Source organism: Haloferax prahovense, assembly GCF_000723845.1.
GTDB classification, from domain to species: Archaea; Halobacteriota; Halobacteria; order Halobacteriales; family Haloferacaceae; genus Haloferax; species Haloferax prahovense.
Map to the genome: position 1 here is coordinate 841,695 of NZ_LK053000.1, position 20,435 is coordinate 862,129.

Sequence of the window (20,435 nt, forward strand, 5' to 3'; positions counted from 1 at the left end):
CTACCGGAAGTAGTCAAAATAGGCATCTTCGTCGATACCGCCAGCAGTCATTTCATCGAACGTGACACCATCTGGTGTTTCGATTTCATCTGACTTTGTCATCGTCGTCCGCTGTTCCCAGTACTCCATAATTGCATCACTAGCGGCTTGAAAGCCGCCTTTGGCATCTTTCTCAGTCTCGTAGAACTCTTTGAAAACAGCTGTCCATGAGTCCTCCTCGCGTTCGAAGACTAAGCCGAAGTGGGCGGGTGAGTAGGTGCTGATGACGAAGGACAGTACAATTTCTGCTTGACCACCGACTTCGAGTACGGTTAGAGGCGTCGAATCAGCTATCGTCTCTGAGTCGTCGGGAAAGCTGGACACCTCTCGCATGAGGAGTGGACGGTTTGGGAGAGAGTCAACGAACATCAATTTGACAGTTCTCAGACTGCCATAATGAAAGAACCGCCCCAACGTCGAGTCTATATTTTTCGCACAGGCAAGTCGCGGCGAGTAGGTGCGGCGACCTCCGTTTCTACACAAACACGCAATCTAATCACAGAGCCACTGGCGGTAGTTTGACACCACGCTCGTTAGTATAGTCAGTATGCCCAGGGGCCCCACATACACGGAAAATGAATTACTAAACGACTTGCGTCAATTGGCCGAAAGTCTAGGCCGTGTCCCCCGAAAGAAAGATATGAACGAATATGGGGAGCACGGAGCAAGAACGTACCAACTCCGGTTTGGAAGTTGGTCAGACGCCGTCAGGCAAGCTGGGTTTGAGCCACTGGAGAGTGGTTCGAATTACCGAGAACGCCCCTCTGAGTGTCCATTATGCAAGAGTGAGTCAACTGGGCTCGACTTCCACCATTGGCGGTATGGAGAAAACGAGGTTGGTTGCTATCTCTGTCGAAGCTGTCATGACGCGGTACACCGAGGTCAAGCAAAAACGTCTAATCCGGATTGGTTAGTTCACTGTATCGGAAATCTCATCGAGCATCATATCGTCAACCACGAGAATATTGGAGAACCGAATCGGATACTTGAGCGCTACAATTTACCAAATGTGAGGCCACTCGTTGAGAAGGCAATCTCGGAGTATAATCCAGACTGAACAGCAATTTGCTCTGTGCTGATTTGGTTTCAAAACATCTAATTCGCCCAGTCTGTGTGATTACGAGAGAGCACGAACAGGGAGGGGGAGACGATATCGAGCGACGACGCAGCGCGGATACGAGCCGATGAGTCGGTCGTCAACGTCTCGACTCCCTTGCTGCGGGACTGGATTGTTGAGGCTCGCGAAGAACTGGCTAATGGCCTCGACGACGACCGTTGGCACGACCTCGGGATGCACGACTTCCGACGGACGTGGGCGACGGACATGTTCTACTCACTCGCGTTCGAGGGCGTTCCTATCGCCGAGGAGCTGACGATGGCGTGGGGCGGTTGGGCGATGACCGACTCCGGGCGCGAGACGTTCCGTCGGAACTACCTCGGTCCCGTGCCAGACCATGTGACTTCGAGGGCCATGGCACATCTGCTATTGGAATAGGTCCAACGGCCGTGCACTGTTAAAAAATAAAAGCGATCAGAATTTTCGTGGAGCCATCTCCTCGAGACTGATTATCTAATCTGGACTGTGACGAACTAGTTTTCACTCACACTCCGCTCTGTTTATGCTTATTACTATCCAGTGAGTTTGTCTGACTGCCTCCCGAGAGAAACAATCATAAGGAGAGAAATCATGCCAATCGACAAGAAATGGAGTAAGGCAACGGAACAGCATATCAAATCAAACGCACCTAAAAAGAAGGGAGTCTACGAGCTCAAGATGTTCGGCGAGATAAAATATGTCGGGAGATCTAGCAACCTCCGTCACCGTCTTCTTGAGCATCTTGAGAAACGAAACCCGACCTTCTACCGGTTCAAGAAACTGGGGTTCTTCTCAAGCGCAAAAAAAGCAGAACAGAATCATTATGATAGACACGTTGAGAAGCATGGCCAGCCACCAGAGTGGAATGATAAACGACCATAAATGCGAACCGAGCTACAGAACACCTACTAATTACTCGTCTTGGGGTTTGTCTGTGCGAAGACGAGCACAGGCACAGACGGATTCATCGTGAATCTACCAGACCAAGTACTGGTATCTTAGATTCTTCTGGTTTTGGTCAAAATAGATCGCACTCTATGCGTTTTCGTCTAAGAACCAACCAACCAAACCCCCACCCACGAACCCACCGAGTACTTTCAGAAATAGACCCGAAATTAATCCGATGATTGCGAAAATGAGCAGGCTTCCCGCAGTACCACTATCTCCTCCTGATGAGGATGATATTAGTGCTGCATTGAGAATTGACCCGCCAATGACACCGATAAGTGATGATGGAATACCACCAATTAACCCAACAACAAGGCCGTATTTTGCACCGTCGCGACCTCCACTTTTCCGTAAGTAACCTATCGCAGCACCTCCCAAGAGGCCGCCACCGAGAGTGAATATCCATCCGAATAAAAGGCCGAATGCAGGGATGAGTACGCCGAGTGATACAAAGAACACGACAGACGAGCCTATCAATACGTGTCGTTGGCGCTCAGTCAGCCTACTGTTTGAACTGCTTGCCCCGGGTGCTGAGTTATTATTCTCCATTCTGTCCAAATATCTGAATTTCAGGGACATAAACTTGTTCTTGAATAGTCAGTAACTACATATTGAGATAGAAGCCGCGCCGAGTAGGCGCGGCGACCCCTGTTTCATGTGTTTCATCTGGAGTCTGAGCGCAGCGAAGACTCCAGTAATCTTGGTGTGTGGCTCTTTAGCCACACATCTAACGGAGAATCAGGGGGGTCCCCCCGGATTCGGAGTGACGGCGGTCGCGGCGCTGGTCGACGCGAGACGGCGCCAAGAAAAATGCAGTCGCTAACGTCCTGAAAATACAGACATTTTTGCCGGTACTAACGTCCGAGAACAGCGTCGCCACTCGGAAGGCAGCGCGTCAGCCGACGAGCTGACGCAGTTTACCCAGACTGTAGGTAACTCGCCCGGTGGAATCGTACGCGTCGGCGACGACCGCGAAGCGACCAGAGAACTGCTTCATCTCGTTGCCCGTGACCTCTGCCCACTTCGCAGCGCCGGTTCGGAGAATACGCTTGACCTCCTTACGCGTCGCCTGCGGTGCAAGCTCGAGCAGTTCACGACCATCGTCGCGGCCGTCCTGCCGGTCGCGGACGTAGTTACGAAGCCAGCGCTCCCACGGACCGTTCCCATCGCCGTACGTATCGGCGCGGATGATGTCGTCCGTCGCTTCCTCGAGCGTCGCTGAAACTGAGCGTCGAGCGGACTCGATGTGTTCGACGATTCCCTCGGCGATGTGCTTCGAGGCGAGTTCGACGTGACCGTATTCGTGGATGACCAGGTCACCGAGACGCTTCAGCGCTCGATAGACGGTGTCGATGTGGACGCCGATTCGCTCGGCGAGGTCGGCCGGCGAGATCTGGCCGCCGTCGGTCACCAACTCGTCGGCGATCGAGACGTCCGTATCGTAGAGGTTGTTCGCGGCGGCGAACAGTCGAACTTCGTCGTCCTGCTGCTGCGCAATACGCGGCAACGGGTTGTCGATGACCTTGACCATGCGCGCCTCGCCATCGACGGCGAAGTAGTCGTCTGCGACGTACTTCTGGTGGTCAGGCGTCACCGGCAAGTCAGACCAGTTCAGGACGTTCAGCAGCCCCTCTTCGAGTTCGTTGTGGAGTCGATCGACATCGTCGAACCGGAGGGTGTCGTCGTACAGCGAGTTCTGGTAGGAGACACCGATCTTCGGATTCTCGAGTTCGGTCCCAGACACCGCTTCGGGATTCCTCATGTGGTAGTGTTTGAACTCCTTCGGCAGCTCGTGTCCACCGACGACCTCGGACGCACGCATCGCGCAGATCGTCGCCGTGTGGTAGTAGCCGGCGCATTCGCGGTCGTCGCGAACGCTCTTCGAGTAGCCGCGTCGCTCGCGGCCGAGAATCATCGAAATCCGGTGAAGCGTCCCGTCGAGCGCGAACACCTTGCCGGTCTCACCCTTCTTCCCGCGCACGTACAGCTCGGCGTCGGTGATGTTCGACGACTCGTGTATCTCGCCGGGGTCGAGCGCCCGGTAGTCGATACCCGTGAACGAGTTCCATCCGAACTCCTCTTGCCGCTCGCGAAGCTCGCGCAGCGCCTCGAACAGCACGCTCGGATACTGGTCAAACTCGAAGTAGCTCCCGCGCGTCTCGACGTCGACGCCGAGAATGTTGTGCGGGTTCGGGATGTTCTTCCCGCTCTTCGAAGTGATCCCCGGCCACCGCGGTCGAACGCGGAAGTACGCGCGCTTCCGGTTCTCGTCTTTCGCGTCCTTGAACGACTGATAGGCCGCTGGATAGACGCGGATGAGGAACTCGGGAACGTCGTCGAGTCGCCAGTCCCACCGACCGAGGTCGGTACTGTCGTCCGGCGTCGCGAGGCCAGGATTGTCGGCGTAGCCGAACTCGACGTTCCACTCCTCATCGTCGAACTCGATTCCGGCGCGGAGATTCCCGTACTCCTCGAAGTCGTGCATCTTGTACAGCGAGACGAGTCCGAAGTACGTCGACAGAGAGTCGTCCCACTTGAGATAGGCGCTGAACTCGTGCGGTTGTGGGAGGAGGAACTTCCGTAGCCCCGAGACGGCGGTCTTCGAGTCCTGCCCGCGCATCGTCCGCGCGCGGACACCGCGCTTCTGACGACGCTCGTGCTGTTCGGCTTCCGCGCATGAGTAGAAGTGGTCCTCGCGAACGTCCTTCCGGATGTGCGTCCCACCGCAGAAGCGACACTCGCCAGTCGGCTCCAGGTCGCAGTTCCACTCGTGTTCGAGCGCGGCTTCCTCGGTCTCGAAAGTCCGCTGGCAGTAACGACAGGCGGCGACGAACTCCGGCATCTCGAACTCGACGTCTTCGGGGTCGTCGTCGATGGTCGAGCCGGGCTCGTAGCCGTTGTCAACAGCGGACTCGACGGTGTCCTCGTCGTTCGACGTGACGAGGTCTGCATCGTCAAGGACGGAGAACTCCGCGACGACTTCGCTGGTGTCGTCGCTCACTGGTCGGCACCTCCGACGAGGTCGCGCCCGCAGCGCTCACAGCGAAACAGTTTCTCTGACTCGTGACCGCACGTGGGGCACTCGCGGGTCACGCAAACCACCCGTCAGAGGGGGTTTTTAAGCAGTTCTTTATTTTCTCTTTGTTAGGGAGTGCAAAATGTACAGAGAGAGCTTGTACTGCTGGTAATTTTAACCCACGAAAGTAAGAAGTGGGACCGCTGAGAGTCGAACTCAGGTCCTACCGACCCCATCGGCAGAGGATACCACTACCCCACGGTCCCGGGGTGCATTCAAAGCGATGCGTGTCTCGCGGTTAAGCCCTTCGTTTCGTCGCGGCGACGCGAAGGGCTGGCGTGCCACGGTATCGCACCGTCGTCGTGCGGTTCGAACGGTGCCGAGAAGCTGACTCCCGACCACGAGTACGCTTTTGCCGCCTCGAGATTAATGACAACGTATGTTCACGCCCCTCCAGAGCGTCCCGCTCGGACTCCTCCCCTTCGTCGCGATGCTCCTCGTCCTCCTCGCGTTGGGCGTCGCAGGCCTCCGGTGGTGGTCGATTCGCCGCGGTTCCGAGTCCGAACCGTCGGCTGACCGCCCCGAGGAGTCCCACGGCTACCCGCTGGCGTCGTGGCGCTACGTCTACGACCTCGACAAGTCGGATGCGAAACGAGAGGTCGCGTCGGTCAACGAGCAGGCGGAGACGCTCGCGGACGCGGAGAAAAAGCGCCGGAGAAAGTAGCGCGAAGCGGTCTCAGACTAACACGGCTTCCAGCGAGACGACCTCGCCGGCGTCGGCGTCCGCGTCGCCGACGAGTTCGCCCAGACAGACGGCCGAACCGTCGTCGGTGAAACAGGCGACGAGGTCGCCGCGGGAGGCGTCGGCGTCGACGTCGAAGACGCCGGGCGCGTAGACGGGTGCGCCGTTGGCGACTTCGCGGGCCGCGCTGTTGGCGATGGTGACCGATGGGAGGTGCGACAGCGCCCGCTCGGCGGGCGAGACCACGTCGCGGAGCCACGACTCGTCGCCCTCCTCCGCGAACGCGAGCGCGTCTGCGAGGTCGTGGAGCGTCACGAGGTCCGCGTCGTCGAAGGGAGTGGTCGCGGTCCGGCGGAGGTGGCCCATGTGGCCGCCGGTGCCGAGCGCGAGTCCGAGGTCGTGACACAGCTTTCGGATGTACGTCCCCGACTCACAGCGGATGCGCAACAGCGCCTGTCTGTCTTTCACTTCGAGGAGGTCGAGGTCGTACACCTCGCGGACGCGGAGGCGGCGCGAGACGGCGGACTTCCGCGGGGGCTTCTGGTAGAGCTTCGATTCGAACTCGGCGACGGTCGAGTCGATGTCGGCCGGCGCGGGCCCGTGGAGTTCGAGCACGGAGACGTACTCCTTCGAGCCTTCGAGGAACACCTGCGCCATGCGGGTCGCGTCGCCGAGGAGCGTGGGGAGACAGCCGGTCACCTTCGGGTCGAGCGTCCCCGAGTGAGCGGCGCGGTCGACGTCGGCCATATCGCGGACCCACCCGGTTACCTGGTGGGCCGACGGCCCCGGCGGCTTGTCGAGGTTGACGACGCCGAACGACAGCAGGTCGTCGACGCTCCGGTCTTCGGGCGGGTCTCGGAGCATGGTCAGAAGTCGTAGCGGACGCCTTCGACGGGGTACTTGCCCTCGTCAGCCTTGGGGTCGTAGGAGTCGACCGCGGCGATGCAGACGGCCGTCACCTCGTCGGGCCCCCAACGGGCGGTGTTGAGCGCGATATCGTAGATAGAGAGGTCCGTGATGTCGATGTCGTAGTAGGCGTCGTACCGCTTGGCCTCGCTCGCCTCGCGGGTCGTCGTCTCCTCGCGGGCGATATCGGGCGCTTTGTCCTCGCGGTCGGCGATGCGCTCGGCGCGAACGTCGACGGGGGCGTCGAGCCAAAAGCGGAGGTCTGCGGCGTCCCCGGCGAGCCAGCCGGCGAGGCGAGATTCGAGGAGCACGTCGTCGCGGTCGAGGGCGATGTCGCGGAGGCGGCGGTCGAGGTCGCGGTCGATTTGGCCGTCCTCCTCGGCGAGTTTGTTGAACTCGACGGCGGTCATGTCGCGCTCGGCGGCGAGCTCGCGGAAGATGTCCCCGCCGCTTATGTGTTCGAGGTCGAACGCCTCGGCGAGCGCGGCGGCGGTCGTGCTTTTCCCGCTGCCCGGTGGTCCGGAGACGGTCAGTAACATATCCATGCTGGGTGCGGTCGGCTAAAAGGTGTTATCGTTGCCGACCGCCCCTGCGGAGGCTTCTCACGGGGGAGAGTGGGAGAGAACCGAGGGTGGTGAGACGCGGAAACGGAGAGAGAAACGGAGTCGTTTCGAGTCGCTCGGGTCGGCTTACGACGCCGACGGCGACATGTCGATGTTCAGGCTCTTGCGGATGATCTGGGTGAAGCCCATCGAGCAGAGGAAGTACCAGACAATCCACGCCTGCATCGGCCCGATGACACCCTGCTTCCACTCGACGGACCCGACGAGCGGGAGCACGATGTTCTCGGTGACGATGTGCGGGTCGGAGCCCCCGCCGACGCCGATGGCCCAGTACATCCAGAGGAACACCGGGATGGTGAGGAACATGATCCAGACCATCGGGCGGAACTGCTCTTTGAACATGCCCATCTGGTCGCCCATCGCCTCCATCTGCTCTTCTTGAATCTTCTCGAGCGCCGCGTCGTCGCCGCGCTCCTTGGCGTCCTTCTGCCGCTGTTGGATGTCCTTCATCCGCTCTTGATACATGCCCATCTTCTCCATGTCCATGAGGTTCGCCTGCAGGAGCGTGGAGTAGAGGCCGGTCGCGAGCGCGAGGACCATCACGACGGCGTAGAACGGGAGCATGTCGGCCAGCGGGCCGAGCGCCACGTCCATCACGCCGCCGATGACGTTCCGAACCTCGGCGACCGAGTAGCCGAGGAACAGGCCGACCGTGACGACGGCCGCGCCCTTGTCGTACTTCGACCACGAGGAGTCGCCGGTGTCGGTGTCGGCCGACGAGGACGACGAGCCGCCGGAGTCGGACGTGTCGTCTTCGAGGCCGGCGCGGGTCTCCGCCGCGTCGGCGAGCCGGAACCCCTCGTCGCCGTCGACGAGGATACCTTTCTCGATGAGGCGACCCCACTGGCCGCTCGTGAGCTCGTCGCGAACGTCGGCCCACTCGACTTCTCCGTCGTCCGCCCGTTCGAGGACGGTTTCGACGGCGGCGCGCATGTCGGCGTCGGAGCCGACGAGGTCGCGCACCCGAGATTCGATTCGTGCCATTACCGGCCCTTTAGCAACCGGCTGTTATCAAGGTTTTACTCTGGAGACGAGAGCGGGCGCGCCGGCGACAGCGCCGGCGCTCCGAGTATAGTCGGTGAAAAGCGTCGTTCCGTGTGCGCGCTTACGCGTCGTCGACGACGGTCCGGACGTCCTCGAAGACCTCGTCGGGGGTCTGTTCGCCGTCGACCTCGACGAGGACGCCCTCGTCGCGGTAGTGTTCGATGACCGGCTCGGTGTTCTCCTTGAACACCGACAGACGCTCGCGGACCGTCTCTTCGGTGTCGTCGTCGCGCTGGACGAGTTCGCCGCCGCAGTCGTCGCAGACGCCCTCCGCTTCGGGCTGGTTGAACTTCACGTGGAAGTTCGTGCCGCAGTCGTCGCAGACGCGGCGGCCGGTGAGGCGCTCGACGAGTTCGGACTCGGCGACCTTCAGGTAGATGACCGCGTCGAGGTCGGTGATCTCGGTGAGGTACTCCGCCTGCGAGAGGTTCCGCGGGTAGCCGTCGAGGACGTAGCCGTCGGCGTCTTCCAGCGCGGCCTCGACGATTTCGTTGACGACCGCGTCGGGGACGAGTTCGCCCTTCTCCATGAACGAGCGGGGCGTCCCGTACTCGGTCTCCATGTCCTTGTTCGCGCGCAGCGCGTCGCCGGTGGTGACGTGTTCGACGCCGTAGGTCTCGGCGAGCCGCTTCGACTGTGTGCCCTTACCTGCGCCCGGCGCTCCGAGCAGGAGGATGCGCTTTCCCATATCTGACCCCATCCGGCGAGAGCATATAGTGTTGAAGATACGTACTGAGTTCTGCGACGGCGGCGGTCAGAGGAATGAGACAATGTTGCTCCTTGTTCGTCGTTCTACAGCTCTCACGGCCGTCCCACCGCGGTGTTGGCGGGTTTTGTTGCCGGTTTCGCAGACGGAAGCGACACGTTCAACGGCGCGGCCCTCGTGGCACCGACAGATGCGCGATTCGTCCCTCATGCGCGACGCGTTCGGCGCGGCCACCGTCGAGCGCGCGTACGGTCTGTGGTGTACGCTCGAACGCGGCTGGCGCGCGACCGCCCTCGGTCTCGTCGTCGTGACCGTCCTCGCGACGCTCGGGCCGTGAGCGCCGGGGAGAGCTCGGACGCCGGCATCGGCCGGCTCGCGCGACTCGCACCGGGCGTCGGCCTCCTCGTCGTCCTCGCGGGGGCGGCGGCGCTCGTCGCCGGCTTCGTCCCCGGCGTCAACGCGCTCCTGCTCGGCGTGCTCTTCGGGGCTGTCGTCGCCAACACGGTCGGCGTTCCCGACTGGGTGCGCCCCGGCGTCGACACGCAGAAGCTCCTCCTCGAAACGGGTATCGTCCTGCTCGGCGCTCGCATCGCAATCGACGAACTCGTCGCCTCCGGACCGGTGCTCGTCGCGCTCGTCGTCGTCACCGTCGCCGCCGGCGTCCTCCTCGTCGAGGCCGTCGCCGGGCGCGTGTTCGGCCTCGCCGACAAGACCGGGTCGCTCCTCGCGGCCGGCGCGAGCGTCTGCGGCGTCTCCGCGGCCACCGCCATCGCCGGCACCATCGACGCCGACGGTGAGTCCCTCACCCACGTCGTCGCCGCGGTCCTCCTGTTCGACGCGCTCACCCTCGCGGTGTTCCCCATCGCCGGCGACCTGCTTCCGCTGTCCGGTCGCCAGTTCGGTATCTGGGCCGGCCTGAGCATGTTCAGCACCGGCCCCGTCACCGCGGCCGGCTTCGCCCACTCCGAGGTCGCCGGTCGCTGGGCGACCGTGACCAAACTTGCGCGAAACTCCATGCTCGGCTTCGTCGCCGTCGCCTACGCGGTTCGCTACGCCGGCCGGGCGGAGGAGGCAGCCACCGGTCTGCGCGCCGTCTTCGACGGCGTTCCCCGGTTCCTCGTCGGCTTCGTCGCCGTCGCCGCCGTCGCCAACCTCGGCCTCCTCTCGGAGGCGACGCTCGCGACCGTCGGCACCGCCAGCGACGCACTGTTCGCGCTCGCGTTCGTCGGCCTCGGCCTCGACGTTCGGCTCGACGCGATGCGACAGACGGGCGCGGCTCCGCTCGCCGTCCTCGGACTGCAACTGCTCACCATCAGCGCGCTCGCGCTCGCCGCGGTTCTCGCGCTGTTCTGACGCGCTGACGGCCGTTCCGGTCGCTCCGCCGTCCGAGACTCACCGCCCCGACGCGGGCCGTTTTTGTACCGCGCGGGTGTAGCAGGTCGCATGACCCGATTCGAGGCCGACACCGCGCGCGAGCGCCGAAAGCTCTTCGCCGACGCCGTGTCGGCGCACCGCGACCGCGGCAGCGCCTTTCTCACCATCGAGGCCGAACGCCTCGCCGACGTCGACGGCGAGGGGCCCGGCCCGTGGATTCAGTTCGCCGACCAGACGTTCAACATGGACGTGACCGACGAGGAACTCGACCGGCTCAAGGGGCTGCTCACGGAGTTCCCCGAGTTCCGAATCGACCAACTGGAGAGCCCCGAGGAGGCCGAGGGGACGAACGTCCGCATCACCGCCCGCTCGGACGCGAACCGCCTCGCCGGCTTCGCAGACCGCGTCTTTCAGGCGGTCTACGGCCGCGACGAGGCGTACCGGGCGTGGGTCACCGCCGTCTGAGCGGGCGCGTTCCCTCCGCGTTCGATTCGCTTCGACGCTGTGCCCCGGTTTGCGAACTTCTAAATCTATTGCCGCACAACCTCCGCGCATGAATTCCCGACGGTCACGTTGTGAAGAGGGCTCGCTCGCCCCGGCACAATCCCGTTCCGCCGGGTGGAATCGCCTCCCTTACTCCACTCTCGCAGGTTCGACACATGACTGAACACGTCGAGTCGCTGTTCTCTCGCCCGCTGCTCCCGCTCGCGAACGCGGACGACGCCGATATCACCTGTGCCACCGCGTTCCCGCGCATCGCGGCGGCCGATGGTCGGGCCTCCGTCGTCCACGTCATCGAGAAGGCGGGCGGCGCGCCGGACAAAGCCGGCGTCGAACAGCGTGAGGAGGTCGCGGAGGAACTGTTCGATATCGCCCGCCGCGCCGCGGACGACGCCGGCATCGAACTTCAGACCGACCTCCGATTCGCGACCGACGTCGGCGACGCCATTCTCGAAGCGGCTCGCGAGGCCGACGCGACGGCCATCGTCTTCACCCCGCGCGGCGGCCGCTCGTGGTGGGACCTCTTTTCGGGCGCGGTCCGCGAGGAGTTGATTCGGCACAGCGACCGTCCCGTGGTCGTGCTGCCGGCGGGCGACGCCGACGAAGACGGTGAAACATGACAGACGAGGAACTCGCCAAAGACCTCGGCCCGCTCGCGGCGTTGACTATCGGTATCGGGACGATGATCGGCGCGGGCATCTTCGTGCTTCCGGGGGCCGCGGTCCAACAGGCCGGGCCGCTCGCGGCCGCCGCGTTCGTTCTCGGCGGCGTCATCGCGCTCTTGACCGCCATGTCCGCCAGCGAACTGGGCACCGCGATGCCGAAATCCGGCGGCGCGTACTACTACATCAACCACGCCCTCGGGCCGCTGTTCGGCAGCGTCGCCGGGTGGGGCAACTGGATGGGGCTCGCGTTCGCCTCCGCGTTCTACATGACCGGGTTCGGTCAGTACGTGGTGACGTTCCTCCCCATTCCGAGCCTCGTCCTCGGCGGTATCACGGTTTCCGGCGTGAAACTCGTCGCCCTCGCGGGCGGTCTCCTCTTCGTGTTCATCAACTACGTCGGCGCGAAGGAGACGGGGAAGCTACAGAACGCCATCGTGCTCATCTTGTTGGCCATCCTCGCGGTGTTCACGGTCTTCGGACTGCTGAACGCGGACCTCGCCAAACTCCGACCGTTCGTCCCGCCGGACAAGGGCGTGTCACCGCTCCTCCCCGTGACCGGCCTCATTTTCGTCTCGTACCTCGGATTCGTCCAGATTACCTCCGTCGCGGAGGAGATCAAGAACCCCGGGAAGAACCTCCCGCGGGCCGTCCTCGGCAGCGTCGTCATCGTGACGCTGGTGTACGCGCTCGTCCTCCTGACCGTGCTGGCCGCCGTGGACAACAGCCTCGTCGCCGGAAACGAGACCGCCGTCGTCGACGTCGCCCGGCTCCTCATCGGTCCGGTCGGCGCGGGTGCGATGCTGTTCGGTGGCCTCCTCGCCACCGCCTCGTCCGCGAACGCCTCGATTCTCGCCTCCTCGCGCATCAACTTCGCCATGGGGCGCGACCGCATCGTCTCCGAGGAACTCAACGAGATTCACCCCCGGTTCGGCACGCCGTACCGCTCTATCGCCATCACCGGCGGGTTCATCCTCCTGTTCATCCTGCTGGCCGACGTCAACACCCTCGCGAACGCCGGGAGCGTCCTCCACCTCATCATCTACGGGCTGCTCAACGTTGCGCTCATCGTGATGCGCGTGTCCGACCCCGAGGATTACCAGCCGGACTACCGGGTTCCGCTGTACCCCATTACCCCCATCCTCGGAGCGATTACGTCGTTCGCCCTCATGGCCTTCTTCGCCGACAACATCGTCCTCCTCGCTGCCGGGTTCGTCGTGTTCGCCATGCTGTGGTACGCCGCCTACGCCCGCACCAGGGCGACGAAGCAGGGTATCCTCGGGAAGTACCTGCTCCAGCAGTCGGAGCAGCTCCCGGATGCCGCAGTCTCGGCCGCCACGTCGGTCCAGCCCGACGGCGGCTATCGCGTCATGGTCCCCCTCTCGAACCCCGAAAGCGAGCGCGACCTCATCTCGCTGGCCGGGGCCGTCACCAAGGCCAACGACGGGACGCTCGTCGGCGTCCACATCGTGAAAGTGCCCGACCAGACCGCCCTCGAATCGGCCCGCGAGGAGTACGACTTCGCCGAAGCCGACCGCCTGCTCGAACAGGCCCGCGTCGACGCCGACGAACTCGGCGTGGACATCGAGACCCACACGGTCCTCTCTCACCGGTCGTTCGAGGAGGTCTTCGACGCGGCGGAGACCTACAGCGCCGACCTCGTCGTCATGGGCTGGGGCCCCGACAGCCACGGGTCGCCCGGCCGCGCCGAGAGCGCGTTCGAGGAGATAACGCACGCGCTCCCCTACGACGTGTTGGTGCTGAAGGACCGCGGGTTCGACCCCTCGCACGTGCTCGTGCCGACCGCCGGCGGTCCGGACTCCGACCTCTCGGCGTCTATCGCCTCGGTCCTGCGCGAGTTCTGCGACGCGGAGATAGAGCTTCTCCACGTCGCCGACGACAGGGAAGCGGGTGAGCAGTTCCTCCGCGAGTGGGCCGACGAGCGCGGTCTCGGAGATGCCACGCTCACCGTCGAGACCGGCGACGTCGAGAGGGCTATCGAGTCGCACGCGACCGACGCGTCGCTGCTCGTCGTCGGCGCGACGGAACGCGGCCTCCTCTCGCGGCTCGTCCGCGGCACCGTCGTCATGGACGTCGTCGACGACGTGGAGTGTTCGGTCCTCCTGGCCGAACGGAGTCGCGCTCGGAGCATCAGGGAGCGCCTGTTCGGGTAGTCCGAACGGCGCCGCGGAAGCGACCCGTTTTCTCGCCGCCGATGGCCTCTCGCGCCGCCGCGGCACATTTGTCCTTCGCCGCCGTAGCGAGGGGTATGGCGAAGCAATCGGGGCTGTCGTGCGACGACGCGGAGCTGTCCGTCGAGGCGACGAGCCGCCGCATCGACGCGGGCGAGGTCACGCTCCACGCGGTCGAAGCCGGACCGGAAGACGGCGAACTCGTCGTCCTCCTCCACGGCTTTCCGGAGTGTTGGTACGCGTGGGCGGACTACCTCCGCCCGTTGACCGATGCGGGCTACCGGGTCGTCGCGCTCGACCAGCGCGGCTACAACCTGAGCGACCGCCCCTCGGGCGTCGAGTGGTACAGCATCGACGAACTCGCCGGTGACGTGGTCGGCGTCGCGGACGCGCTCGGCTACGAGAAGGTCCATGTCGTCGGTCACGACTGGGGTGGCGCGGTGGCGTGGTGGACCGCGCTCCACCACCGCGACCGGGTGCGTTCTCTCACCGCGATGAACCTCCCGCACCCGGTAGTGCTCGCCCGCCACCTCAGACGCGACCCGGGCCAACAGCTTCGGAGCTGGTACGTCTTGTTCTTCCAACTGCCGAAGCTCCCCGAGCTCGTCGCCCCCGTCGGCGACTGGGCCGTCTTGGAGCGGACGATGACCGGCACCGCGCTCCCCGGCACGTTCTCGGCGACCGACCTCGACTGCTATCGCGCCGCGTGGTCGGTCTCCGGAGCCTACGGCTCGATGGTCGACTGGTACCGGGCGGTCGCCCGCGAGCGCCCGCGGCCCCGCGTCGAGACGGTCGAGCCCCCGACGCTCGTCGTCTGGGGGACCCGAGACCGGTTCCTCCGGCCGAAGATGGCGCGCGAGAGCCTCGCGTTCTGCGAAGACGGCCACCTCAAGACGTTCGACGAGGCGACCCACTGGGTCCACCACGAGGAGCCGGTGGCCGTCGCCCGCGCACTCGTCGAGCACCTCGACGACGCGTGGCGAACGCCGAACAACACCCCCGACGAGGCGGGCCATCGCCCGGTCTGAGCTCCGCCGGCGATTTCGACCAATGGAGGCAGTATTTGCCGGCTGCTCGTTGAAGCTATATAGGTCCATCGAGGGAACTTAGCGAGGTTCTTGTAGGTCCGGCGTGCACGTTGAACCGACGCGGGAGCAGTCCGGTGGTGGGACTTTCCATGCCCCTTCGAACCGTCTCCGCGTCTCTTCATGAGCAGGGACGGGGGACCGTCCCACCTTTCGACCGGCGAGCGACCGCGCCGACGACCGGGCCTCGAACCCCACCGGGCCGGACCCGTCGTCGCCGGATGAGTACGTTCTTACTCGCGGCCCCCGCAGGTCGCGTATGACCGACCTCGGAAAGGTCGACCGCGAGTTCTTCGACGAGTACATCTACCCGCGGTTGGGCGCGGCCCGCGACGACGTGGCGCTCGGCCCGACCCACGGCGTCGACTTCGGCCTCCTCGACATCGACGGCACCGCCGTCGCCATCGCGACCGACCCCGTCTCCGTGCTCCCCGCGCTCGGTTTCGAGCGCGCGGGCCGGTTCGCCATCGACATCGTCCTCTCGGACATCGCCGTCTCGGGGCTGGACCCCTCGCACCTCGCCGTCTCCTTTACGCTCCCGCCCGAGATGACCGACGAGCAGTTCGCCGAACTCTGGGGGGCGATGCACGCCGAGGCCGACGACCTCGGCGTCAGCATCGTCACTGGCCACACCGCCCGCTACGCCGGCTGTTCGTACCCGTGGGTCGGCGGCGCGACCGCCCTCGCCGTCGGTGACCACGACGACGTGGTCCGCCCGGACGGCGCGAGACCCGGCGACGACGTGCTCGTGACGAAGGGCCCCGGCGTCGAGGCGACCGGCCTCCTGACGACGCTGTTTCCGGACGCCTTCGTCGACCTCGACGACGACGTGCTCGCCGACGCGCAGGCGCGACTCGACGAGACCGACGCGGTCCGCGACGCGATGACCGTCTCGGCCGCCGGCGGCCGCGGTGTCCACGCCATGCACGACGCCACCGAGTGCGGCGTCCACGGCGCGCTCAACGAAATCGCCGAGAGCGCGGGCGTCCAACTCGAAATCGACGAGTCGAGCATCCCGTTCCGCCCCGGCGTCCGCGAGACCTGCGACTTCCTCGGCATCGACCCGTGGCGCTCGACCACCGCCGGGTCGCTCGTCGTCGTCACTGACCCCGCCGTCACGGACGACGTGGTCGCCGCGCTCGACGCCCGCGGCACCCCCGTCGGCGTCGCCGGCACTGTCGTCGCGGGCGAGGGCGTCGTCGTCGACGGCGAGCGCATCGAGCACCCCGACGTTGACCCCTCGTGGGCCGCCTACGACCGACTCGCCCGCGAGGCCGAGCAAGCGAACGCCGACGCCGAATAAGCAGACTCAGCCCTCGTTTTCCAGCGCGTCCGCGACCCGGTCGAGCGCCGCGTCCGCCGCGTCGACGTCGGCCGCGAGGCTCAGAAAGCCGTGCGGCATGGCAGCCTCGTGGTCGTGGACGACGTCGGGCCCCGCGGCGTCGAGCGCCGACGCGTAGGCCGCGCCCTCGTCTCGAAGCGGGTCGAAGCCGGCGGTGATGACGTGCGCCGGCGGGAGGTCGGCGTGCGAGTCGGCCCGGAGCGGCGCGGCGAAGGGGTTGTAGCGGTCAACCGGGTTCCGAAGGTAGGTGTCGTGGGCCCACAGCACGTCGCGGCGGGTGAGAAGCGGGCCGTCGGCGTTCTCCCGGAGCGAGTCGTGGTCGGCCGAGCAGTCGGTCATCGGGTACAGGAGGACCTGTTTCTCGATGGTCGGGCCGTCGAACTCGCGGGCGTGGAGGCAGACGGCGGCCGCGAGATTCCCGCCGGCGCTGGTCCCCGCGACGGCGACTCGGTCGGGGTCGGCCCCGACGGACGCGCCGCGTTCGGCGAGCCACTCGACCGCCCGCACGCAGTCGTCGAGGCCGGCGGGAAACGGGTACTCGGGCGCGAGTCGGTAGTCGACCGAGACGACGACGCGGCCCGAACGGACCGCCAGTCGTCGGCAGACGCCGTCGATGGAGTCCAGCGTGCCCATCGCCCAGAGGCCGCCGTGGAAGAACGCGACCGCGGGGCGCGTCTCGCCGGGTTCAGGGTGGTAGACGCGAAGCGGAATCTCGTGGGTCGAGGCGGCCCCGTCCCCGCTCTCGCCGTCGATTGCGAAGTTCGTAACGCGGGCGACCTCGGGCGCGTCGCCGGCCGAGAACACCTCGTCTTCGACCCGGCGGGCGCTCTCGACGCCGAGCGCGGACCACTCGGGGAGGCCCAGACGCTCGACCTCGGCGACGGCGGCGTGAGCCTGCGGGTCGAGGTCGGCCGCGCGGTCGGCGACCCCGATGGCAGACGAGTCGTTAAAATCGCCGTCGTCGGGGTCGTCGGGGTCGTCGGGGTCGGGTCGGGAGTCGCCGTCGGAGCGAACCATACCGGTGGGCCGCGGGCGACCGTGAAAAACACCACGCCGTGCGGGTCGTGAATCTACTTGTCGCGCCGGCGCTTCGACACGCGTATGACCGACGACCCCACCGTCGAGACCGCCCGCGAGATGGACGCGGCGGACCCGCTTTCGGACCTCCGCGACCGCTTTTACGTCCCCGAGGGCGAACTGTACATGGACGGCAACTCGCTCGGCCCGCTGTCTGTCGACGCGGAGGCGGCGCTCGAACGCGTCGTCGACGAGTGGCGCGACCTCGCCATCCGCGGGTGGACCGACGCCGACCCGGAGTGGTTCACCTACGGCGAGCGCCTGGGCGAGCGACTCGCCCCGCTCGTCGGCGCGAAGCCCGACGAAGTCGTGGTCGCCAACTCCACGACGGTCAACATCCACGCGCTCGTCGGGACGTTCTACGACCCCGCCCGCGGCGAGAACATCGTCGTCGACGACCTCGACTTCCCGACGGACCACTACGCGATTCGCGCGCAACTCCGGCACGCCGGCCGCGATCCCGACGAGGCGCTCCGCGTGGTCGAGAGCCGTGACGGGCGGACCATCGAGACCGAGGACGTGCTCGAGGCCATCGACGACGACGTGGGGATGGTGTTTCTCCCGTCGGTCCTCTACCGGAGCGGCCAACTGTTCGACATCGAGGCCATCACCGAAGCCGCTCACGAGGCCGGCGCGCTGGCCGGCTTCGACCTCGCGCACTCGGTCGGCGCGGTCCCGCACCGGCTCTCCGAGGTCGGCGTCGATTTCGCGGTCTGGTGTCACTACAAGTACCTCAACGCCGGTCCCGGCTCCATCGCCGGCCTCTACGTCAACGAGCGCCACTTCGGCGTCACGCCCGCGCTCGCCGGCTGGTGGGGCAACGACAAGGAGACGCAGTTCGACATGGCGATGACCTACGAACCGGCGCAGTCGGCCGGCGCGTTCCAGTCGGGGACGGTCCCGGTGCTGTCCGCAGCCCCCCTCGACGGCGCGCTCGACGTCGTCGAGGACGCCGGCGGCGTGGCCGCCCTGCGCGAGAAGTCGCTGGCGCTCACGGACTACCTCATCGCCCTCGTGGACGAGCGACTGCCGGAGTGCGAGGTCGGCACCCCGCGTGACCCCGCGGCCCGCGGCGGCCACGTCGCGGTCGAGCACCCCGAGGCCTACCGCGTCAGCCTCGCGCTCAAGGAGCGGGGCGTCATCGTGGACTTCCGTCAACCGAACGTCGTCCGGATGGCTCCCGCGCCGGCCTACGTCGGCTTCGAGGACGTGTACCGGGCGGTCGAGCACTTCCGCGAGATTCTGGACGGGGAAGCATACGAGGCGTTCGAGAAGCAGAGCGGCGGCGTCACGTGAGGGTCGCGGCGGGGGGTCGGTCGCTTACCAGTCGATGACTTCCTTGTCGCGCCAGAACTTCCCCGCGGGCGCGCCGGGCTTGAACGTGGCGAGCCACGTCGGCGTCTCCGCGCCCTTCTCGACCGGCCGGTTGGCCTCCTCGCCGCCCATGTCGGTGCGGACCCAGCCGGGACACACCGAGTTGGCGATGAGGCCGTCGTCGCCGTACTGCCCGTCGAGGTAGGCCGTGAGGCCGTTGAGGCCGGTCTTCGAGATTCGGTACGCGGGCGACCCGCCGGACTGTTCCTCGCCGAGCGCGCCCATGCCGGACGAGACGTTGACGACGCGGCCGCCGTCGGACTGGAGGAGAAGGGGAACCGCGTGCTTGCACAGGAGCATCGGCCCGCGGAGGTTGACGCCGAGGGTGCGGTCGATTCGCTCGGTCGACTCGGCGACGATGTCCTCGCCCTCGCCGCCGACGCCGGCGTTGTTGACGAGGATGTCGAGGCGGTTCTGGTCGGCGAAGATGCCGTCGACGACCTCCTCGATGTCCCCTTCTTGGGTCACGTCGAGGAGGACTCGCTCCGTCTCCTCCGGCGTCTCGTTGGTGACGCTGCGCGACCCCGCGTACACCGTCGCGCCGCGGTCGCGGAGGTTCTCGGCTATCTGGCGGCCGATACCTCGGTTCGCGCCGGTGACGAGCGCGACCTGTCCGTCGAGGTCGTCGTAGCGGTCGGGTTCCATGGCTGCGTCTGTGAACTGAGAAAGGATATTCTCACCGAAGCGTGCCGGCGGTCGCGGCGTACCGGCGAGGTTCGGGAGGCCGACGGATCACTCGACCGCGATAGTGAGTTCGTCGAACTCGTCGCCGGTCCACTCGTGGGCGGTCATCCGGCCGTCGGGCGAGCAGATGAGATAGACGTATCCCGGCCACGACGCCTGTTCCCGGTCCGTCGCGCTCGGGACCGGGTCGGACTCGGGGTGCGAGTGGTAGAAGCCGACCGCGTCGTCGCCCGCGGACTCGATGGCTTCGAGAATCGAAACCGTCTCCTCGGGGTCGAGTTCGTAGGCGACCCGTGGGTCGTCGGCGACGTTCGAAACGGGGTGGGCGGCGGTGACGGTGCGCGCGTCGCTGTCGCCGGCGAGGACGCCGCAGACCTCGGCGGGCGGGTCGCCGGCGGCACCCTCGCGGGCGTGCGAGAGAATCGAGTCCCGCGCGTCAGCTGCGAGAGAGAGCCTACTCGAAGTCACGGCGCATGGCGATTTCGAACCACGGACAGAGACGCAGTTGGCGGTACCACTCGGGGTTGTCGTGGAGGTGCTCGTAATCCGCCCAGAGCATGCCCGCGATTTCCTCTTCGTCGGGGTCGAGCGTGGTGTCTTCGAGCGTGACCTTCAGGACGGCACAGACTTCCCACTCCAGCCCGGCGTTCTCGTAGTAGCGCTTGTACTCGAACTTGTCCGTGACGCGGAGGTCGGAGTACTGGTCGGGCGAGATGCCGAGTTCCTCTTCGAGGCGCTCTTCGGTGGCTTCCTCTTGGGTCTGGCCCTCGACGGGGTGGGAGGCGACGGTGCCGTCCCAGGAGGTGTCCCACAGGCGCTTGTTGGGCGCGCGCTGGGCGAGGAGTATCTGTCCCTCCTCGTTGAACACGAGGCAGGTGAAGGCGCGGTGGCGGATGCCGTCGCCCGTGTGGGCGTCGAGTCGGTTGACCGTCCCCTCGGCGTTGTCGTCGGAGTCGACGGCGATGACGTCCTGCGCTGCGTTCTTGTGGAGTTCAGTAGCCTCGTCGGCCGCTGCGTTGCTCAT

Annotated in this window: 23 protein-coding genes and 1 tRNA gene; 12 read left to right on the forward strand and 12 right to left on the reverse strand. The window is 65.5% G+C overall.

What is annotated here, in order from left to right:
* Complete coding sequence (locus BN984_RS03980; RefSeq protein WP_042663273.1) at positions 1–408, reverse strand: hypothetical protein; 408 nt, start codon at positions 406–408, stop codon at positions 1–3.
* A 178-nt stretch (positions 409–586) separates the two neighbouring features.
* Between BN984_RS03980 and BN984_RS20150 the strand changes: the two genes are divergently transcribed.
* From BN984_RS20150 to BN984_RS19365, 3 genes are all read left to right on the forward strand, one after another.
* On the forward strand, positions 587–1,096 hold the full coding sequence (locus BN984_RS20150; RefSeq protein ID WP_222114931.1) for a homing endonuclease associated repeat-containing protein: 510 nt from the start codon (positions 587–589) through the stop codon (positions 1,094–1,096).
* A gap of 267 nt (positions 1,097–1,363) precedes the next feature.
* Positions 1,364–1,534, forward strand: a complete 171-nt coding sequence (locus BN984_RS19920; RefSeq protein ID WP_244877447.1) for a hypothetical protein — start codon at positions 1,364–1,366, stop codon at positions 1,532–1,534.
* 192 nt (positions 1,535–1,726) lie between these two features.
* Positions 1,727–2,017 carry a DUF7508 domain-containing protein gene (locus BN984_RS19365; protein ID WP_156037880.1) on the forward strand — a complete coding sequence of 97 codons (291 nt, stop codon included), beginning with the start codon at positions 1,727–1,729 and terminating at the stop codon, positions 2,015–2,017.
* Between the two features lie 153 nt (positions 2,018–2,170).
* Here BN984_RS19365 and BN984_RS19370 read toward each other — a convergent pair whose 3' ends face one another.
* The 3 genes from BN984_RS19370 to BN984_RS03995 all read right to left on the reverse strand — a co-directional run bounded on the left by BN984_RS19370 (position 2,171) and on the right by BN984_RS03995 (position 5,365).
* Entirely contained in the window at positions 2,171–2,632 is a 462-nt protein-coding gene (locus BN984_RS19370; protein WP_147299484.1) for a DUF5518 domain-containing protein, read from the reverse strand.
* Positions 2,633–2,978: 346 nt separating this feature from the next.
* A complete protein-coding gene (locus tag BN984_RS03990; protein WP_049967731.1) occupies positions 2,979–5,084 on the reverse strand; it encodes a DUF7845 domain-containing protein in 2,106 nt (701 codons plus the stop codon).
* Between the two features lie 210 nt (positions 5,085–5,294).
* A tRNA-Pro gene (locus BN984_RS03995) sits at positions 5,295–5,365 on the reverse strand.
* 173 nt (positions 5,366–5,538) lie between these two features.
* Between BN984_RS03995 and BN984_RS04000 the strand changes: the two genes are divergently transcribed.
* On the forward strand, positions 5,539–5,823 hold the full coding sequence (locus tag BN984_RS04000) for a hypothetical protein (protein WP_049967732.1): 285 nt from the start codon (positions 5,539–5,541) through the stop codon (positions 5,821–5,823).
* Positions 5,824–5,835: 12 nt separating this feature from the next.
* Here the strand turns inward: BN984_RS04000 and BN984_RS04005 are convergent, their stop codons facing one another.
* The 4 genes from BN984_RS04005 to BN984_RS04020 form a co-directional block, all read right to left on the reverse strand.
* Entirely contained in the window at positions 5,836–6,705 is an 870-nt protein-coding gene (locus BN984_RS04005; RefSeq protein WP_008095428.1) for an RNA-guided pseudouridylation complex pseudouridine synthase subunit Cbf5, read from the reverse strand.
* Positions 6,706–6,707: 2 nt separating this feature from the next.
* Positions 6,708–7,286, reverse strand: coding sequence for a (d)CMP kinase (gene cmk, locus BN984_RS04010; RefSeq protein WP_049968579.1), 579 nt, complete (start codon positions 7,284–7,286; stop codon positions 6,708–6,710).
* A 150-nt stretch (positions 7,287–7,436) separates the two neighbouring features.
* Entirely contained in the window at positions 7,437–8,354 is a 918-nt protein-coding gene (locus BN984_RS04015) for a DUF106 domain-containing protein (protein ID WP_049967733.1), read from the reverse strand.
* Positions 8,355–8,475: 121 nt separating this feature from the next.
* Positions 8,476–9,102 carry an adenylate kinase gene (locus BN984_RS04020; RefSeq protein WP_008095425.1) on the reverse strand — a complete coding sequence of 209 codons (627 nt, stop codon included), beginning with the start codon at positions 9,100–9,102 and terminating at the stop codon, positions 8,476–8,478.
* Between the two features lie 208 nt (positions 9,103–9,310).
* Here BN984_RS04020 and BN984_RS19375 point away from each other — a divergent pair, with 208 nt between their 5' ends.
* The 7 genes from BN984_RS19375 (at position 9,311) to BN984_RS04050 (ending at position 16,237) form a co-directional block, all read left to right on the forward strand.
* Positions 9,311–9,457 carry a hypothetical protein gene (locus BN984_RS19375; protein ID WP_156037881.1) on the forward strand — a complete coding sequence of 49 codons (147 nt, stop codon included), beginning with the start codon at positions 9,311–9,313 and terminating at the stop codon, positions 9,455–9,457.
* Positions 9,454–10,473, forward strand: a complete 1,020-nt coding sequence (locus BN984_RS04025) for a YeiH family protein (RefSeq protein WP_008095423.1) — start codon at positions 9,454–9,456, stop codon at positions 10,471–10,473. Before BN984_RS19375 ends, BN984_RS04025 begins: the two co-directional genes overlap by 4 nt.
* Before the next feature lie 90 nt (positions 10,474–10,563).
* Entirely contained in the window at positions 10,564–10,959 is a 396-nt protein-coding gene (locus BN984_RS04030) for a hypothetical protein (RefSeq protein WP_008095422.1), read from the forward strand.
* Between the two features lie 194 nt (positions 10,960–11,153).
* The gene (locus tag BN984_RS04035; RefSeq protein WP_008095420.1) at positions 11,154–11,615 is read left to right on the forward strand and encodes a universal stress protein; all 462 of its coding nucleotides are present in this window, start codon (positions 11,154–11,156) and stop codon (positions 11,613–11,615) included.
* Complete coding sequence (locus tag BN984_RS04040) at positions 11,612–13,831, forward strand: amino acid permease (protein WP_049967734.1); 2,220 nt, start codon at positions 11,612–11,614, stop codon at positions 13,829–13,831. Before BN984_RS04035 ends, BN984_RS04040 begins: the two co-directional genes overlap by 4 nt.
* Before the next feature lie 95 nt (positions 13,832–13,926).
* Positions 13,927–14,877: an alpha/beta fold hydrolase gene (locus BN984_RS04045; protein WP_049967735.1), complete on the forward strand. Its 951-nt coding sequence runs from the start codon at positions 13,927–13,929 to the stop codon at positions 14,875–14,877.
* A 316-nt stretch (positions 14,878–15,193) separates the two neighbouring features.
* Positions 15,194–16,237 (forward strand): HypE family hydrogenase expression/formation protein, encoded by a 1,044-nt coding sequence (locus BN984_RS04050; protein WP_049967736.1) that lies wholly within the window; start codon positions 15,194–15,196, stop codon positions 16,235–16,237.
* Between the two features lie 6 nt (positions 16,238–16,243).
* On the opposite strand, the gene BN984_RS04055 is transcribed toward BN984_RS04050, so the two are convergent.
* Positions 16,244–17,293 carry an alpha/beta hydrolase gene (locus tag BN984_RS04055; RefSeq protein WP_081909180.1) on the reverse strand — a complete coding sequence of 350 codons (1,050 nt, stop codon included), beginning with the start codon at positions 17,291–17,293 and terminating at the stop codon, positions 16,244–16,246.
* A gap of 84 nt (positions 17,294–17,377) precedes the next feature.
* Here BN984_RS04055 and kynU point away from each other — a divergent pair, with 84 nt between their 5' ends.
* On the forward strand, positions 17,378–18,649 hold the full coding sequence (kynU, locus tag BN984_RS04060; RefSeq protein WP_049967737.1) for a kynureninase: 1,272 nt from the start codon (positions 17,378–17,380) through the stop codon (positions 18,647–18,649).
* A 24-nt stretch (positions 18,650–18,673) separates the two neighbouring features.
* Here the strand turns inward: kynU and BN984_RS04065 are convergent, their stop codons facing one another.
* The 3 genes from BN984_RS04065 to BN984_RS04075 form a co-directional block, all read right to left on the reverse strand.
* Entirely contained in the window at positions 18,674–19,372 is a 699-nt protein-coding gene (locus tag BN984_RS04065) for an SDR family NAD(P)-dependent oxidoreductase (RefSeq protein WP_008095411.1), read from the reverse strand.
* Between the two features lie 87 nt (positions 19,373–19,459).
* Positions 19,460–19,879, reverse strand: coding sequence for a desampylase (locus BN984_RS04070; protein ID WP_008095410.1), 420 nt, complete (start codon positions 19,877–19,879; stop codon positions 19,460–19,462).
* Positions 19,866–20,435 (reverse strand): NUDIX hydrolase, encoded by a 570-nt coding sequence (locus tag BN984_RS04075; RefSeq protein ID WP_008095408.1) that lies wholly within the window; start codon positions 20,433–20,435, stop codon positions 19,866–19,868. Before BN984_RS04075 ends, BN984_RS04070 begins: the two co-directional genes overlap by 14 nt.